A 14,988-nucleotide genomic window follows, 5' to 3' on the forward strand; every position below is an offset into this window, starting at 1 on the left:
CTCGAGAAAGGTGGGTGATCAGAAGTGCAGTGCGGCGTGGGCGTCTTCACTGTTGGCGACGGCGCGCTGATACTCGGGGTCGCGGTCGGCGGCACCGGCGATCAGGTCATCGAGGTCGGCCGAGGCCTGCCACGCGAGAACCTCGAGCGGGCCGGTCGCGAACTCCGGTGCGGGATCGAGCGGGTGCGCGGTGTTGGCGATCGCCACGATGACCGGGAGATGCAGCACGAGCTCCACCGACTTGTTCTGTCCGGCCGATCCTTTCGAGGTGAGCGTGCCGTCCTCCTCGACGACGATCCCGTGAAAGAAGGACAGTGACGGTGCGACGTCGGTGGCGGTGAGGCCGTTCTTCGCAGCCGCCAGCATGAGCAGTTCCCGACCGGCCGGTGTGTCCGAATAGGCTTGCCCGGCACCGTATTTTGCGGTGTTGCCGGTCAGCGTGCTGGTACCGCACAGCGCGTCGTGATGGGCACTGTCGTCGGCGACGACGGTCGCGAGCACCCGCCCCTGGTCACTGAGCAGCGGATGTCCGGTGGTGAGGTAGGCCTGCCATGGCACCTTGACGGTGTCGGCGACGTTGAGTCGTTCCCACGGTGCGTCGCTCCGCCACATCAGGATGTGCGCGCAGGCGCTTCCGGTGATGTCGCGCAGGCGGATTCGGGTTCCGCGGGCGAGCACCTTGGTGGTGTAGCGCCCGCCCGGCACGGTTTCGGCCCAGGTGAGGTCGGCGGCGTCGATGCCGGCCGGCGGGTGAGGCCAGCGCGAGGCGGGGACGACCGGCATCGAATCGGTGATGGTGCCGGCCTGCGCGCGGGCGTGTTCCCGGGCGCCGGCGGTGGTACCGGTGGCGGTTGCGCCGGTTGCGGTTGCTCCGGTTGCGGTTGCGCCGGTTGCGGTTGCGCCGGTTGTGGTTGCGGTGGTGGTCATGATCGAAACTCCTTGTAGTGCTTGTGCTCTGCGACGTCAGGCGCCGACGGTGACGGGCTTGGGATGTTCCTTGCCGCGCGGGAAGCAGGCGATCCCGACGAGGACGGTAGCCACGATGCAGATCGGGCCGGCCCAGCGCAGGATCGGCATCTCGCCGCTCGGGTCGAAGACCTCGGCGCGCGGCCAGGCCAGGTTGATCACCATCAGCGTGCCGTAGGCCACCGCGAGGATGTTGATGACGATGCCGAATCGTCCGAGCCCGAACAGCTTCTTGCCGGCGGAGTCGGTGGCGACGGTGCCCTTCGGCCAGCCCTGGAAGCGGCGGTAGAGCATCGGTCCGGTCACCGCGAGGTAGGCGAGGTAGATCAGGATGATGCACACGCTGGCCAGCGTCGCGAAGATGGCCGAATTGCCCACGTTGATGACCAGGATCCCGATGCAGAGCACGCCGATGAGGATGGCCGGCGCGATCGGGGTTCCGGTGCGCGAGTTGACATGTGAGAGCGTCTTGGAGAACGGCAGCCGATTGTCGCGGGCCATCGAGAACATCAGCCGCGAGCACGCGGTCTGGATGGCCAGGGTGCAGATGAAGATCGCCACCGCGACGTCGCACAGCAGGACCTTGCCCCAGAAGCTGCCGAGCACGGAGTCGAGCACGTAGGGCAGACCGCCGGTGGCGAGTTCCTCGTCGAGGGTCGGCGCGGCCATCAGGGCACCGAGCAGCATCAGGCCACCGCCGAGTGCGGAGACGGTCAGCGCCATCCGGATGGTGCGGGGCGCGACGCGACGCGGGTTGCGGGTCTCCTCGGCAAGTTCACCGGCCGAGCCGAATCCGACCATCACGTAGGCGGCCATCAGACCGGAGACGATGAACGCCCAGATGTAGCCGGGCTGCTGGCCGGGGACGCCGGTGTCGAAGACGACGTCGGGGCCGCGCTTGGCGTGGGTGAACAGCGCGAGGATGACGGCGACGACGCCGACGAGTTCGCAGGTGACGCCGATGTTGTTGACGCGGCTCATCCAGCGGACGCCGATGCAGTTGATGGCGGTCACGATGACGAGCAGGATCGAACCGAGGAGCACGGCGTTCGCGGCGCCCGAGGTGCTGGTCAGCGTCGGGTCGTCGCCGATGATCTGGAAACCGCTCCACACACTGGGTAACACCACCTGCAGGGCGATCGCGGCGGCGGAGGCGGTGACGATCTGCGCGATCATCATGAACCAGCCACCGAACCAGCCGATCACCTCCCCGCCCATGCGGCGGGACCACTGGTAGATGGCCCCGGACAGTGGGTAGCGGGCGGCGATCTCGGCGAAGCAGAGGGCGACGAGGAGTTGGCCGACGTAGACGATCGGCCAGGTCCAGAAGAACGCCGGTCCGCCGAAGCCGAAGCCGAGGCCGAAGAGCTGGAAGATGGTGGTCAGGATGGAGACGAACGAGAAGCCCGCGGCGAACGACGCGAACTTGCCGAGGGATCGGTGGAGTTGCTGGTCATAGCCGAATTCCGACAGGTCGTCGGCGTCGTGTCCGGTGGTGGGCGAGGGGGTGGCGGATGGTGTGGAAGCGGCCAGGGTCATGTGGATGTCCTTCGAGAGGGCTCCCCGTTGAGCGTTTTATCTGTCGGTTGATAGATAACCGTGGAGCTATTTCTATCAGATGATAGATATGTTGCAAATCGGGAAACCCCGGTGACATCCGTGTTACGCGGCGGCCCCCGGGCGCGGACCGCCTGCGGTCCGTCTGTGGGCCTACAGCCGTGGCCTAGGGTAGAGCCATGTCATCCACTCGCGGCGCCGGTCCGGGGCGCCCGCGCCTCGTCGAACCGAAAAGGCGAGGGGCGACGGCACGCGAGGAGATTCTCGACGCTTCCGCCGAACTCTTCGTCCGGCACGGATACAGCGGCACGTCGACGCGGATGATCGCCGAGGCCGTCGGCATCCGGCAGGCCTCGATGTATCACTACTTCAAGAACAAGGACGACATCCTCGCCGACCTCCTCGAGGCCACCGTCGTACCGTCACTGGAACGGGCCCGCGAACTCCTCGTCGGCGACGGCCCGGCGATGGACCGGCTGCTGGATCTCGCCCGCTATGACGCCGGGCAACTCGTCGACTCCCGCTGGAACCTCGGCTCGCTGTACCTCCTGCCCGAGGTCGCCGACGAGCGCTACGCCGAATTCCGTTCCGCACGTGAAGAATTGGCGCAGGCCTACGAGTCGCTGACCGTCGAAGTACTCGGCGATCCGGCCGACAAACGGTGTCTGCTGCCGTTCCGGCTCGTCGAGTCGATCATCATGCTGCGCTCCGACGAGGAACGCGGCGAACTCGGCGACCACACCGCCGCCGGCCTCATCGACACCATCGTCGGTGCGATCGAGATGCTCATCGAGCATCAGCCGAGCGCGTAACGCCGGTTGTGCTCCGCCCGCTGCGCCGAGGTCCGCGTGCCGGGCCCAGCGGTTGCGCACCCACCGCGTCGGCGAGTCCGTGGGGCGGCATGCCGCCGTAGATGGTTTCGTGCTCACCGATCACGTAGGTCTCATGCCATATCCCGACGGCGTTGGTGTCCGGCGTGGCGCTTGGTGAACCACTGCCACGCGGGGCGATGCGGCGCGTCGGGATCGGCGGCAAAGCGACGGACGTCCTCGGCGCCGCGCCAGTACGAGACCACCATGATCGACGACCCGACATACAGGCGCGACGACAGTAGACCCGCCTCCGGATGTCGCTTGAGGAACACCAGCATCCGTGGCATCGCGAGGAACACGCCGAGCCACGCGCGTAGGTGCGACGGCCGCGGCAGGCTCATGCCGATGAGGAAGAGGGTGGTGCCCTCGGGCGGGATCGTGCTGGTCATCCGGCGGGCGTCGGGTCGGGCCATGATGTCGTCTCCCATATTCTGTAACGTCGTTACGAAACGATGTTATGAAACACTGGGACGCATGGCAAGACCCAAGGTGCACGACGACGATCTGCGCAGTCGTCTGATCGACGAGGCGACCCGAATCGTCGCCGACAGCGGCGTCGGCGGGCTCTCGGTGCGCGCGGCTGCTCAGGCCGCCGGGACGTCGACGACCGCCGTCTATTCGCTGTTCGGCAGCAAGGACGGATTGACCCGGGCGGTGTTGGTGCGCGCATTCGAGCAATTCGCGGCGGCCCAGGAGGTCGCGACGCGCGAGGACGACGCGGTGAGCGCGCTGGGCATCGCCTACGTCGGGTGGGCGCTGGAGAATCCGCGGCTCTACGAGCTCATGTTCGGACTGTCCACGGTCGGCATCGAACCGTCCGAGGAGACCGAGGCGGCGTCGGCGCGGGTGATGGCCCCGCTGCGGCACGCCGTGACCGCGGCCATCGACGCCGGCGTCTTCCGGCCCGCCGACCCGGCCACCGTCGCGGCGTCGCTGTGGGCGCAGGTGCACGGACTGTCATTGCTGCTCTTGGCCGGACGATTTCCCGACGACGCCGACCCCGTCGCCGCCGGGAGTGCGGTGGTCGCGGGCTGGCGTGCCCTAGGCTGATCGTCATGGCCGGGCGCAGCATGAGTTTTGATCCCATCGCCGAGGCGAAGGCGAACTGGGACGCCGCCGGATGGGATGACGTCTCCGACGGCATGGTGGCGGTGACCTCGGTGATGCGCGCCCACCAGATCCTGCTGGCGCGCGTCGAAACCGCGCTGCGCCCCTACGATTTGACCTTCTCCCGCTTCGAACTGCTTCGGCTGCTGGCCTTTTCGAAGCAGGGTGCGCTGCCCATCACCAAGGCGAGCGACCGTCTGCAGGTCCACGTCACCAGCGTCACCCACGCCATCCGCCGACTGGAGGAGGCCAAGCTGGTGCGGCGACTCCCCCACCCCACCGACGGACGCACCACCCTCGTGGAGATCACCGACCTGGGCCGCTCCACCGTCGAGGACGCCACCGCCACCCTCAATCGCGAGGTGTTCGCGAACGTCGGCATGGATCCCGGCCAGATCACCGGCCTCGTCGGGGCGATCCAGTCATTGCGGCATCAGGCCGGGGACTTCTGAGCACGGAGAGTGCGGGCTTGCCCATTTCTAGACATTCGCCAGGTAGACCAACCCCCGCGACCTGGGATTTTGCCAAATCCCTACTCGCGGAATGTCTAGAAATGGGCAAGCGTGTCAGGCCACCGACGTGAATGCCCCTCCCCACCGGCCGATCAACGTGTCGGCGAGCGCTGTCAACGCGTGAGAGAGCGCTGTCAGTGATCCGGGGTTACTTGAGCGTCTCGATGATCGCCGAGAAGTCCAGTCCGGCATGCTGTTCGGCGAATGCCTTGTACAGCTGGGCGGCGTGGGTTCCCAACGGGGCCCGGGCACCGGTGTCGCCGATGGCGTCCATCGCCAGACCGAGGTCCTTGTTCATCAGGGCGGTCGCGAAGCCCGGCTTGAACTCGTTGTTGGCCGGCGATCCGGGTTGCGGTCCGGGGACCGGGCAGTTGGTCTCGATGGCCCAGCAGTTGCCGGTGGCGCCGGTGACGACGTCGTAGAGCGCCTGATCGCTCAACCCGAGCTTCTCGGCGAGCACGAAGGCTTCGCCCACGGCGATCTGCTGCACCGCCAGCAGCATGTTGTTACACACCTTGGCCGCCTGACCGGCACCGCTGTCACCGCAGTGAATGATCTTGCCCGCCATCGGGTCCAGCATGGTGCGCGACTCGGCGAACGCCTCGGCGGTGCCACCGACCATGAAGGCCAGAGTGCCCGCGACGGCACCCTTGACCCCACCGGAGACCGGGGCGTCGACCTGCGCGAAACCGACGTCGGCGGCCCGCTGATGGATCTCCCGCGCGTCGGCCACCGAGATGGTCGAACTGTCGATGAACAGGGTGCCGGTGGCACTGGCCGGCAGGATCTCGTCATAGAGCTGCTTGACGATGCCGCCGTTGGGCAGCATCGTGATCACGACCTGCGCCACCGCGACCGCCTCGACCGCGGTCGGGAAGGTCTCGATGCCGTTGCCCTGCGCCGTTTTCACCGCTTCGGGCACCGGGTCGAAGCCGTGCACGGTGTGCCCGGCCTTGACCAGGTTGGCGGCCATCGGGCCACCCATGTTGCCGAGGCCGAGGAAAGCGATCGTCGTCATTGTCGAATCTCCACCTTGTCGATTGCTCGAGGAATTCAGTTGCCGTGCCGCGCGGCGATGGAACGTCCCACCACCACGCGCATGATCTCGTTGGTCCCCTCCAGAATGCGATGCACACGCAGATCCCGGAGGATTTTCTCGATTCCGTACTCGGTCAGATAGCCGTAGCCGCCGTGCAACTGCAGCGCCTGATCGGCGACCGTGTAGCACGCGTCGGTCACATAGCGTTTGGCCATCGCGCACTGCTCCACCTTGTCGGCCGCCCCGGCATCGAGCGCTCCGGCCGCATGCCACAGCATCAGCCGAGACGTCTGCAGTGAGGTGGCCATGTCGGCGAGCGTGAACCGGATGGTGGGTTCGTCGATCAGGTTGGACCCGAACGCCTTTCGTGACGCGACGTACTCGGCGGCCTTGTCGAAGGCCGCCTGTGCACCGCCGAGCGATGACGCCGCGATGTTGAGCCGCCCGCCGTTGAGGCCGTTCATCGCGATACCGAAACCGATACCCTCCTTGCCACCGAGCAGGTTGGCCGCAGGCACCCGCACCTCGTCGAGGATCACCTGCGCGGTGGGCTGGGCATGCCAGCCCATCTTGTGCTCCTGCGCACCGAAACTCAGCCCCGCAGAATCCTTCTCGACGAGGAAGGTGGAGATCCCCTTGGGTCCGGAGTCACCGGTGCGGGCCATGATCACATACAGATCCGATGAGCCGGCCCCGGAGATGAACTGCTTCACCCCGGTCAGGACGTAGTCGTCGCCGACGCGTTCGGCCCGGGTCGCCAGCGCTGCCGCATCCGACCCCGCACCCGGCTCGGTGAGGCAGTAGCTGGCCACCGTGTCCATCTCGGCCAACCGCGGAACCCACTGTGCGCGTTGCTCGTCGGTGCCGTAGGCGTCGACCATCCAGGTGCACATGTTGTGGATAGACAGGAACGCGGCCACCGCCGGATCGGCGTAGGCGAGCTGCTCGAAGATCCGCACCCCGTCCAGCCTGCGCAGGCCACTACCGCCGACATCCTCGGAACAGTAGATGGCCCCCATGCCGAGTTGCGCGGCCTCGCGCAACTCGGCGACCGGGAAGTGATTCTCGGCGTCCCACGCAAGCGCATGGGGGGCAAGACGTTTGGCGGCGAAATCGGACGCGGTCTCGACGATGACCCGTTCATCGGAGTCGAGACCCGCGTCGGCGAAGGTCGTCACGTGACGGCCTCAGTCCATCGTCGGGATGACGAACTCTGCGCCATCCTTGATGCCCGACGGCCAGCGCGAGGTGACCGTCTTGGTCTTGGTGTAGAACTGGATCGACGCCGGTCCGTGCTGGTTGAGGTCACCGAAGCCGGAGCGCTTCCAGCCACCAAAGGTGTAGTAGGCCACCGGAACCGGGATCGGCACGTTGACGCCGACCATGCCGACCTCGACGCGGGCGGTGAAGTCGCGGGCGGCGTCGCCGTCCTGGGTGAAGATGGCAACACCATTGCCGTACTGGTGATCCGACGCCAGCGCGAGGGCCTCTTCGTAGTCACCGGCACGCACGATCGCGAGCACCGGGCCGAAGATCTCGTCGGTGTAGATCGACATGTCCTTGGTGACATGGTCGAACAGGGTCGGGCCGATGAAGAAGCCGTTGGAGATGTCCTCGTCGCCGTAGGTCTGCTCATCGCTGGTGCGCTCACGACCATCGATGACGAGGTCGGCGCCCTCCTCGACGCCCTTGCCGATGTAGCCGGTCACGCGCTCGAGCGCCGCGGCGGTCACCAGCGGGCCGTAGTCGGCCTTCGGATCGAGCGAATGCCCGACGCGCAGCGCGTTGACCTTGTCGATCAGCTTGGCGCGCAGGCGTTCTGCGGTCTGCTCCCCCACCGGAACGGCAACGCTGATGGCCATGCAGCGCTCGCCGGCACTGCCGTAACCGGCGCCGATCAGCGCGTCGACGACCTGATCGAGGTTGGCGTCGGGCAGGATGATCATGTGGTTCTTGGCGCCACCGAAGCATTGCGACCGCTTGCCGTGAGCCGCCGAGGTCTCGTAGATGTACTGCGCGATGTCGGAGCTGCCGACGAAGCCCAGCGCCTTGACGTCGGGGTGGGTGAGCAGCGCGTCGACGGCCTCCTTGTCGCCGTGCACGACCTGAAAGACGCCGTCGGGAAGTCCTGCCTCGGTGAACAATTCGGCCAGACGCACCGGCACCGACGGATCGCGCTCACTGGGCTTGAGAATGAAGGCGTTGCCACACGCCAGCGCCGGTCCGGCCTTCCACAGCGGGATCATGGCGGGGAAGTTGAACGGGGTGATGCCGGCGACGACGCCGAGCGGCTGACGAATCGAGTGCACGTCGATGCCGGTGCCGGCACCCTCGGTGAACTCGCCCTTGATCAGGTGCGGGATGCCAATGGCGAACTCGATGACCTCGATGCCCCGCTGGATGTCGCCGAGGGCGTCGGCGTGGGTCTTGCCGTGCTCGAGGGACAGTGTGGTGGCGATCTCGTCGGCGTTCTTGTTCACCAGATCGACGAAGCGCATCAGCACCCGGGCGCGGCGCTGCGGGTTCCACGCCGCCCATTCCTTCTGCGCCTTCTTGGCGGTCTCGACGGCGGCGGCCACCTCGTCGGTACTGGCGAGGGGCACCTGCGCGGCGACCTGGCCGGTGCTGGGATTGAACACGTCGGCGAAGCGACCGCCGTCGGCGGCCACCTTGGCGCCGTTGAGGTAGTGCGGGATGGATGTGGTGGAGGATGCGCTCACCGCGAGATCACCTGAATTCTGATCGGGGTCGTGACACGACCAATACTAGGACATCCAAGTAATTGCGCCAAGGGGTGACCAAAGTCCAATGGCATTTCGGCAGGAAAAGAGGCTACCCTTGCCCCTGTTTGTGCGACCTGCGCGCGATCCATCGGAAGGAGTCACCATGTCCGTCGTCATCCTCTACGGCACCGAGACCGGCAACTGCGAACTGGTGGCCGACGCCATCGCCGACGTCCTGGCCGCCGACCACGACCCGTCGATCTACGACATGAGCGAATTCGCGGTCGAGGATCTCGATCCCGAGAACTTTCTGGTGGTGATCTGCTCGACCTACGGCGAGGGCGAACTGCCGACCGGCGCCGAGCCCTTCGCGGCCGAACTCGACGAGGTGGCCCCGGACCTGACCGGTGTACGTTTCGCCGTCTTCGGACTCGGCGACACCGTCTACGGCCAGACCTTCAACCGCGGTGGCGAGATCATGGCCGAGAAGCTCACCGCGCGCGGCGCCACCCAGGTCGGCGAGCACGCCCGCCACGACAATTCCTCGGCGATCAAGCCGAGCGCGATGGCCGCCCAGTGGGCCCAGGATCTGATTTCGGTGATCGCTCCGGTAAACGCCTGACCGACGGCGCCCCGACGGAGTCCGGCAGGGTCCCGCAACGCACCGCCGATTCCTTCGCCAACTCGACCACCGCACGGATCATCACGGCGAGCACGACGCCGAGGAACAGTGCGGTGGTCGTCGACACCTTGAGGTTCTCCCCCAGCAGGACCACGCCGAGCACCATCGCCACCGCCGGCTCCATGACGTTCATCGCCGGGAACGAGGTCTGCAGATCGCCGGCCCCGAAGCCCTTCTGCTGAGCGATCACCGCACCCGCGGCGACCACCACGAACAGGTAGATCTCCGGATGGGTGAACATGTGCACCGGGTGATGAAACAGCTGGTAGACGATCGTCTTGATGAGTAGCGCCGACACCCCGAACAGGGTGCCCGCGGCCAGTCCGTAGAACAGGGCCCGGTAGTGCGGGGTCGAGCGTTCCGCACACAGCACGCAGGCCACGATCACCCCGATCACCGCGGCGACGGTCACCCAGATCACCAGATCTGGGGGTCTGCGCATCGACGGCTCCGGGCGCGCGATCACCAGGAACGTGGCCACGCACGCCACCAGCACCCCACCCCACGCCCATTCGCGATGTGCCGGATGCCGTCGGTCGGCCCACGCCTCCAACGGCAGCGCGAAAAGCACCGCCAGCACCACCAGCGGTTGCACCAACAGGATCGACCCCAGGCCCAGCGCACCGGCCTGCAGCGCGAAGCCGGTGATCGCGATCCCCGCACCCAGCCACCAGCCCTTGGTTATGGCCCCCGACGCCCGGGAGGCGCGCTGACGCAGCACGGTTCCGGCGGCGATCATCAGCGCCGCGAGAACCGCGAGAAGCGCGGGGAGCCAGGAGTGCACGCCCACCAGGCTAGGGCATGTCTCCCGAGAGGTGGGCGGTGTCGCTACCGCATCCGTGCGCGCGTCGCTCGTAGGTTGGAGTCATGCGGTTGCGGTCTGAATTGGAACTCCTCGCGACGCTCGACGCCGTCACGATCGGCGCGGTGTGCGCCGATCACACGCTGATTCCCGCGGTGATCACCGACTGCCTCGACGAGTCGTGGGAGTACGACGACCTCGCGGACGCGGCGCAGGCGGCCGGCGACGACGATCTCGCGGATTTCCATCGCCAGGAGGCGGCCGCGTGGCGTGCGACCGCGCGGGTGTTGCGTTCGGCGTCGACCGAAATCCGCTCCGGCGAGCGCCGCACCGAGCGGGGTGTGGCGTGAGTTCGGTCACCCGCACGCTGGTCCTGATGCGGCACGGCAAGTCCGGATATCCGCCCGGCGTCGGTGATCATGAGCGGCCGCTGGCCGACCGTGGGCGCCTGGAGGCGGCCTTGGCCGGCGACTGGATGCGTACCGAGGGCCTGCACATCGATGCGGTGCTGTGTTCGAGCGCCACCCGCACCCGCCAGACCCTGCAACGGACCGGTATCGACGCCCCGACGGAGTTCCTCGACGAGATCTACGGCGGAACTCCCGACGACATCTTCGAGGCGATCCGCATTCATGTCCCGGCCGACGCGGCGACCGTACTCGTCGTCGGGCACGAACCGGGTATGCCGTCGACGGCGTTGAGCCTGGATCCCGACGGCGAGATCGATCGATTCCCCACGTCGGCGTACGCGGTCGTGACCCTGGGCTCGCCGTGGTCCGGGATCGGCCTGGCACCCGATCCCGACGCCCACCTGGTGGGTGTTCGCGTGCCCCGTTCCTGACTCCCACGCGACTCGGACTCCACCGCGAGTTCGGCCGCGATCCGCGTCACTCAAGTTTGGCGATTGTCACCAACCGCCGTACGATGGATTTCGCACTTGCGTAATCCATAAGTCCGCGGTATTCGCTTCGGAATCCGCCGCCACGAGGAGACCTCATGACCACCAACGGCTTCTCCGGAACCGATCAGCCGCTTTACGAGATCAAGGCCAACCTCTTCAAGGCGCTCGCCCACCCGGCCCGGATTCGTGTCCTCGAGGTGCTCAGCGCCAGCGACGACCCCACCGCGGTCAGTGACCTGCTCAAGATCGTCAACATCGGGCCGACCGCGATGTCGCAGCATCTGGCCGTGCTCAAACGGCATCACGTGGTGACCTCGACGCGCACCGGCAACGCCGTCTTCTATCGGCTGGCCCACCCCAAGATCTCCGAGTTGCTGCTCATCGCCCGCACCTTCCTCTACGACACCCTCGGCGCCCAGCGCGATCAGTTCGACGCCATCTCCGCTCTGCCGCCCGTCGGCCGGCCATGACACCGCTCATCTCCCGCGTCCGGCGACTGCTGCCGGGACGCGGCGATTACGCAGGTCTGCGCTCGTCGTGGAAGCTCGACATCGTCTCCGGTGTCACCGTCGGTGTGGTCGCACTCCCCCTCGCACTCGCCTTCGGTATCTCCTCGGGTGTCGGCGCCGCGGCCGGGCTGATCACCGCGGTCGTCGCCGGCCTGGTGGCCGCGATCTTCGGCGGTTCGCATGTGCAGGTGTCCGGCCCCACCGGAGCGATGGCGGTGATCCTCGCGCCGATCGTGGCCCAACACGGTCTCGCGAGCATCGCGATGGTGACGGTGCTCGCCGGGCTGATCGTGCTGATCGCCGGTGCCGTCGGACTCGGCCGGGCGGTCACCTTCATCCCGTGGCCGGTCATCGAGGGCTTCACCCTCGGTATCGCGGTGATCATCTTCCTGCAGCAGATCCCGGCGGCCTTCGCGACGTCACCACCGAAGGGTGAGCGAACGCTGCCGGCGGCGTGGACGGTCACCGCGCACGCCGACTGGGCGGCCGCCGGCCGCACCCTGGGGGTGGTGGCCGCCGTCGCCCTGCTGATGGTCGCACTGCCCCGCGTTCACCGGGCGATCCCGGAATCGCTCACCGCCATCATCGTCGTCACCCTCGTCGTGCGGTTCACCCACATCGACGTCGCCACCATCGGCGAACTGCCCTCCCATCTGCCGGCCCCGACCCTGCCGCACGTCGATGCCGGTGCGCTGCAATCACTTTTCGGCGCGGCGTTGGCCATCGCCGCGCTCGCCGCGATCGAATCGCTGCTATCGGCGCGTGTCGCCGCGACGATGTCGCCGACGGGCCCCTACGATCCCGACCGCGAACTGACCGGGCAGGGTCTGGCATCGGTGGCGTCGGGTCTCTTCGGCGGCATGCCCGCCACCGGCGCCATCGCCCGCACCGCGGTCAACGTGCGCTCCGGTGCCCGCACCCGGGTGTCGGCGATCGTGCACTCGTTGTTCCTGCTCGGCGTGGTGTACCTGGCCACCGGCCCGGTGGCGACCATTCCGCTGGCCGCACTCTCGGGCGTGTTGATGGTCACCTGTTTCCGGATGATCTCGACGTCGACGATCCGGAAGATCATGCGCTCCACCCGGTCCGACGCCATCATCTTCGTGGTGACCGCACTGATCACGGTGTGTTTCGACCTCATCGAGGCGGTCCAGATCGGCATCGTGGTCGCCGCGTTCTTCGCGCTGCGACAAATCGCGCGCCGGTCCAGCGTCACTCGCGAGGAACTCCCCGGCCCGGCGCAGCCCGGCGATGAACACATCGCCCTGCTCCGCCTCGACGGTGCCATGTTCTTCGGTGCGGCCGAGCGGATCTCCTCGACGATCAGCGAGGGAGCCGGCCGATCGAAGGTCTCGGTGGTGATCATCCGCATGTCGCATCTGGGGATGATCGATGCGACCGGCGCCCACACACTGGCCGAGATCGTCACCGATCTGGAATCGCGAGGAATCACCGTCATCCTCAAGGGCGTCCAGTCCGAACACCTGGGACTGCTCAATGGCGTGGGCGTCATCGATTCATTGCGGCACGAAAACCACCTCATGGCCACCCTCGACGAAGCGGTGGCCCATGCCCGCACGCATGTAACGACGCCGACCTCGCCAAACGAAGCACTCAGTGAAAGTTAGGATTGTTTTGGACGTGCGTCCACGCGTCACCGAGAAGAACTGAGGAGAAAGATGCGGTTGAGTGTCGCAGAGCGACGCCGACTCGCCATCGAGGCCACGTTGCGAGTGATCGCAAGCGAAGGAGTCGAGAGCGCCACCACGCGGCGCATTGCCGACGAAGCGAGTGTCCCGCAGTCGGGCCTGTTCTATGCCTTCGACAATCGCGATGAATTGTTGGCCGCGGTCGCGGAATTCGGTATCAATCAGGAGTTGGAGGCCCTCACCGAGCGGGTGACGATGCTCGAGGCGGAGTCCGCGCCGGCCGGGTTGCCCGCGGAGGCGGTGTTGCGTGCCGGGTTCGAGGCGTTCGCCGGGGACGTCGCCGGCAACGCCACCCGCGAACACGCGCTGATCTCGTTGGGGCTCTACGCCCGTCGCACCCCGGGACTCGAAACACTCGCCCAATATCTCTACACCAGCTACGCCCAATTGGTGGTGCGCATGCTGCGGGAGGGGGCACGGCTGGGCAGATTCCGGTGGGCGGTCGCCGAGGAGGAGATCGCGCCGGTGGTCATCGCACTCACTGACGGCATGACGCTCGGATACGTCATGACCGCCGACGAACCCGCGATGAAACACACCGTCGACGCGGCCGTTCGGGTGCTGACCACCTATATCGCCGCGCCCTAGCCGGCCCTGGCCGGGGGCGATCAGCCGCCGGTGACCGGGGACACCGGCACGCAGGGCACCGGCACGGCCGATGACGGATCGAGCGCCCGCAGCACGAGTGCGGCCGAACGCCGATTGGCCACGATCGACAGATGATCGGAATGATCGGCGGGGCACCCGTCCTGTACGACGATGTTGGTGACCGACGTACCGGCGGGACCGTCGAGTATCCCGACGTCATAGGGTGTGACGATGTCGTCGTGGCGAGTGACGATGTTGGTGTACTGCACGCCCGGCAGATATGGCGTCGGCTCGCGCACGGCACGATTGAAATCCCGATCGGCCGGGGCCGGTGAGCATTCCGGACACGACGGCCGGACCGGTTCGGGAATGCCCAGGCGCGCACGGAATTCCGCGATCGCCTCACCGCGGGCGTCATCGTCGTCGGGGCCCTGACGCCAATAAGGGGCCAGCGACACATAGTGCGCCACCTGCCCGCGCCCGCCGAGGTATTTCATCCAGTAGGTGGGGATCTCGGTGCCGAGGGAGTGACCGACGATGTCGACCTGATCGCTGCCGGTGGCCGCACGCACCCGATCGACGAATTCCTTGAGCTGCCAGGCACTGTCGGGTTTCGGCCCGAGCCCACCGAGTGCCGACGCCGGCCATACGGTGCCCAGCGTGCCGTAGGTCGGGACGAACACGCAGTAGCCGGCGTTGGCCAGCACCGGCGCCATCGTCGCCCAATTGGTCTGTCGCCCACCACCACTGCCGTGCACCAGGATCACCGGACGCGGGTGCGCCGCGGCCGGGCGGCAGGAGAAGTCGTTGGTGCCGGGGAGCGAGCCACCGGGGTTCTCGAGCTCTGCGGAGATCCCGGAGAGGAAGTCGTAGGTCACCGGCAGGGGCTGCGATGGCGACGGTTGCGCCGACGCGGTGGCGGTGCCGAGCGCGAGCAGCGCGCACACCGTCAGCACGCACACCGTCAGCACGCTCGGCAGGCCACGCGGGCGCCGGTGTCGGATGCTCATCTCGGCACGGT

At 67.2% G+C, this 14,988-nt stretch carries 18 protein-coding genes; 9 read left to right on the forward strand and 9 right to left on the reverse strand.

Annotated elements, in window-relative coordinates; translation table 11 throughout:
* Positions 1-18: 18 nt before the first annotated feature.
* Both ACWDPV_RS00795 and ACWDPV_RS00800 read right to left on the reverse strand, forming a co-directional pair.
* Positions 19-927 carry an urea amidolyase associated protein UAAP1 gene (locus ACWDPV_RS00795; protein ID WP_449741370.1) on the reverse strand — a complete coding sequence of 303 codons (909 nt, stop codon included), beginning with the start codon at positions 925-927 and terminating at the stop codon, positions 19-21.
* A gap of 36 nt (positions 928-963) precedes the next feature.
* Complete coding sequence (locus tag ACWDPV_RS00800; RefSeq protein WP_449741371.1) at positions 964-2,505, reverse strand: amino acid permease; 1,542 nt, start codon at positions 2,503-2,505, stop codon at positions 964-966.
* 197 nt (positions 2,506-2,702) lie between these two features.
* Here ACWDPV_RS00800 and ACWDPV_RS00805 point away from each other — a divergent pair, with 197 nt between their 5' ends.
* Positions 2,703-3,335, forward strand: a complete 633-nt coding sequence (locus tag ACWDPV_RS00805) for a TetR/AcrR family transcriptional regulator (RefSeq protein WP_449741372.1) — start codon at positions 2,703-2,705, stop codon at positions 3,333-3,335.
* Here ACWDPV_RS00805 and ACWDPV_RS00810 read toward each other — a convergent pair.
* Both ACWDPV_RS00810 and ACWDPV_RS00815 read right to left on the reverse strand, forming a co-directional pair.
* Entirely contained in the window at positions 3,310-3,459 is a 150-nt protein-coding gene (locus ACWDPV_RS00810; protein ID WP_449741373.1) for a hypothetical protein, read from the reverse strand. The genes ACWDPV_RS00805 and ACWDPV_RS00810 overlap by 26 nt on opposite strands.
* A 7-nt stretch (positions 3,460-3,466) precedes the next feature.
* Positions 3,467-3,823, reverse strand: a complete 357-nt coding sequence (locus tag ACWDPV_RS00815) for a monooxygenase family protein (protein ID WP_449741374.1) — start codon at positions 3,821-3,823, stop codon at positions 3,467-3,469.
* 37 nt (positions 3,824-3,860) lie between these two features.
* Between ACWDPV_RS00815 and ACWDPV_RS00820 the strand changes: the two genes are divergently transcribed.
* Together ACWDPV_RS00820 and ACWDPV_RS00825 are read left to right on the forward strand one after the other, a co-directional pair.
* Positions 3,861-4,445: a TetR/AcrR family transcriptional regulator gene (locus ACWDPV_RS00820; protein WP_449741868.1), complete on the forward strand. Its 585-nt coding sequence runs from the start codon at positions 3,861-3,863 to the stop codon at positions 4,443-4,445.
* 5 nt (positions 4,446-4,450) lie between these two features.
* The gene (locus ACWDPV_RS00825; protein WP_449741375.1) at positions 4,451-4,954 is read left to right on the forward strand and encodes a MarR family transcriptional regulator; all 504 of its coding nucleotides are present in this window, start codon (positions 4,451-4,453) and stop codon (positions 4,952-4,954) included.
* Positions 4,955-5,162: 208 nt separating this feature from the next.
* Here the strand turns inward: ACWDPV_RS00825 and mmsB are convergent, their stop codons facing one another.
* Genes mmsB through ACWDPV_RS00840 form a run of 3 tightly spaced genes read right to left on the reverse strand, consistent with a single transcriptional unit; the run spans position 5,163 to position 8,773 of the window.
* A complete protein-coding gene (mmsB, locus tag ACWDPV_RS00830) occupies positions 5,163-6,032 on the reverse strand; it encodes a 3-hydroxyisobutyrate dehydrogenase (RefSeq protein ID WP_348806756.1) in 870 nt (289 codons plus the stop codon).
* Positions 6,033-6,067: 35 nt separating this feature from the next.
* Entirely contained in the window at positions 6,068-7,231 is a 1,164-nt protein-coding gene (locus tag ACWDPV_RS00835) for an acyl-CoA dehydrogenase family protein (protein WP_449741376.1), read from the reverse strand.
* Between the two features lie 9 nt (positions 7,232-7,240).
* Positions 7,241-8,773 carry a CoA-acylating methylmalonate-semialdehyde dehydrogenase gene (locus ACWDPV_RS00840; protein WP_449741377.1) on the reverse strand — a complete coding sequence of 511 codons (1,533 nt, stop codon included), beginning with the start codon at positions 8,771-8,773 and terminating at the stop codon, positions 7,241-7,243.
* Positions 8,774-8,939: 166 nt separating this feature from the next.
* On the opposite strand from ACWDPV_RS00840, the gene ACWDPV_RS00845 reads away from it, so the two are divergent.
* A complete protein-coding gene (locus ACWDPV_RS00845; RefSeq protein WP_449741378.1) occupies positions 8,940-9,398 on the forward strand; it encodes a flavodoxin domain-containing protein in 459 nt (152 codons plus the stop codon).
* Here the strand turns inward: ACWDPV_RS00845 and ACWDPV_RS00850 are convergent.
* Entirely contained in the window at positions 9,328-10,242 is a 915-nt protein-coding gene (locus tag ACWDPV_RS00850; RefSeq protein ID WP_449741379.1) for a DMT family transporter, read from the reverse strand. The two genes, ACWDPV_RS00845 and ACWDPV_RS00850, sit on opposite strands and share 71 nt — an antisense overlap.
* Before the next feature lie 83 nt (positions 10,243-10,325).
* On the opposite strand from ACWDPV_RS00850, the gene ACWDPV_RS00855 reads away from it, so the two are divergent.
* From ACWDPV_RS00855 to ACWDPV_RS00875, 5 genes are all read left to right on the forward strand, one after another.
* Entirely contained in the window at positions 10,326-10,610 is a 285-nt protein-coding gene (locus ACWDPV_RS00855) for a hypothetical protein (protein ID WP_449741380.1), read from the forward strand.
* A gap of 26 nt (positions 10,611-10,636) precedes the next feature.
* On the forward strand, positions 10,637-11,101 hold the full coding sequence (locus tag ACWDPV_RS00860; protein WP_449741869.1) for a SixA phosphatase family protein: 465 nt from the start codon (positions 10,637-10,639) through the stop codon (positions 11,099-11,101).
* 155 nt (positions 11,102-11,256) lie between these two features.
* On the forward strand, positions 11,257-11,631 hold the full coding sequence (locus tag ACWDPV_RS00865) for an ArsR/SmtB family transcription factor (protein WP_449741381.1): 375 nt from the start codon (positions 11,257-11,259) through the stop codon (positions 11,629-11,631).
* The gene (locus ACWDPV_RS00870; protein WP_449741382.1) at positions 11,628-13,298 is read left to right on the forward strand and encodes a SulP family inorganic anion transporter; all 1,671 of its coding nucleotides are present in this window, start codon (positions 11,628-11,630) and stop codon (positions 13,296-13,298) included. Before ACWDPV_RS00865 ends, ACWDPV_RS00870 begins: the two co-directional genes overlap by 4 nt.
* 51 nt (positions 13,299-13,349) lie before the next feature.
* Complete coding sequence (locus ACWDPV_RS00875) at positions 13,350-13,967, forward strand: TetR/AcrR family transcriptional regulator (protein ID WP_449741383.1); 618 nt, start codon at positions 13,350-13,352, stop codon at positions 13,965-13,967.
* A gap of 20 nt (positions 13,968-13,987) precedes the next feature.
* Here the strand turns inward: ACWDPV_RS00875 and ACWDPV_RS00880 are convergent, their stop codons facing one another.
* Complete coding sequence (locus ACWDPV_RS00880) at positions 13,988-14,977, reverse strand: esterase/lipase family protein (RefSeq protein ID WP_449741384.1); 990 nt, start codon at positions 14,975-14,977, stop codon at positions 13,988-13,990.
* Positions 14,978-14,988: the final 11 nt, after the last annotated feature.

Source organism: Gordonia sp. NPDC003504, assembly GCF_053587995.1.